The organism is Acidovorax sp. KPB24-03 (assembly GCF_057546605.1).
Map to the genome: position 1 here is coordinate 1 of NZ_BAAJYR010000703.1, position 1,172 is coordinate 1,172.

Sequence of the window (1,172 nt, forward strand, 5' to 3'; positions counted from 1 at the left end):
GGGGGCCGATGCGCCGGGCTTGGCACCGCTGGCGGGGGTGGCCGGGGCGATCGCGGACGAGGTGACCGGGCGGGTGACCACGCCGGTATCGCTGGCCACCGAGGGCGCTGGCGTGGCCGACGGCGCGGCCACGCGGAGCACCTGGCCAACCTCGATGAGGTTGGCGTTGTCCAGGTTGTTCCAGCGGGCGATGTCCTTCCAGCTTTGGCCGTTTTCCAGGCCGATGCGAATCAGGGTATCTCCTGGCTTGACCGTGTAGTAGCCGGGTTTGCCGGCGTTTTCAGCACCGGGCAGAGGCTTGGCCGCGGGAGCGACCACCATGCCGGGCTGGGAGGCGGATGTGGAAACGGACGTGCCACGATCTTCCACCGGTGCCCTGTTGACGCGGGTACCGCAACCCGTCAGCACCAAGGCTGCGAGCGCTACCGAACCCCAACCAACAAGACCACGCGTAACCAACATAAGCAATCCCTTCAGGCAATCCCCGATTTTAGGGGGACAAAATGAACGGCCTCCAAAACGTTCTGTTTCAATCCGTGCGCCGTTTTGTCGATGACCAGCAACACCTGGTGGCCGCCGGCGCCCACCATGGGCGCCACGAGGCGGCCACCCACGGCCAGCTGGTCGATCCACGCCTGAGGGAGGGTCTCGCCGCCTGCCGCGGCGATGATGGCCGCATACGGCGCGCCCTTCGCATAGCCCACCGTGCCGTCGCCGAAGATGAGGTGCACATTCGCGAGGCGCCAGGGACGCAGGTTGTCGCGCGCCTTCTCGTGCAACGCGCGCAAACGTTCGATGGTGTACACCTCGCGGGCCACGCGCCCGAGCACTGCGGCTTGGTAGCCGCAGCCGGTGCCGATCTCCAGCACGCGCCCCAGCCCGGCGGCGCGCGCGCCCTCCGCGCCCAGCAGCAGCTCCGTCATGCGGGCGACGATGCTCGGCTTGGAGATGGTCTGGCCCAGCCCGATCGGCAGGCTGGTGTCTTCGTAGGCCTGGTTGACGAGGGCGGTGTCCACGAAGCGGTGCCGCTCCACCGAGCCCATGGCCTGCAGCACGGCTGGCGATGCGATGCCCGAGGCCGCCAGGCGCTGCACCATGCGCGCGCGCACGGCGGCCGAATCGAGCCCCACGCCCTGCGGCATGGGCGGGGCATCGCGGCGCGGCGCGGGCTG

Annotated in this window: 2 protein-coding genes; both read right to left on the reverse strand. The window is 69.4% G+C overall.

Annotated features, from left to right (window positions below):
* Window positions 1–462: LysM peptidoglycan-binding domain-containing protein (locus AC27KI_RS25335; protein WP_487116552.1), on the reverse strand; the 462-nt coding region annotated here is incomplete at its 3' end.
* A gap of 11 nt (window positions 463–473) precedes the next feature.
* Entirely contained in the window at window positions 474–1,142 is a 669-nt protein-coding gene (locus tag AC27KI_RS25340; RefSeq protein ID WP_487116554.1) for a protein-L-isoaspartate(D-aspartate) O-methyltransferase, read from the reverse strand.
* Window positions 1,143–1,172: the final 30 nt, after the last annotated feature.

Coding starts and splice junctions, on each gene's coding strand:
- AC27KI_RS25340 (WP_487116554.1), bottom strand. CDS start 1,142: ATGCCGCAGGGCGTGGGGCTCGATTCGGCCGCCGTGCGCGCGCGCATG.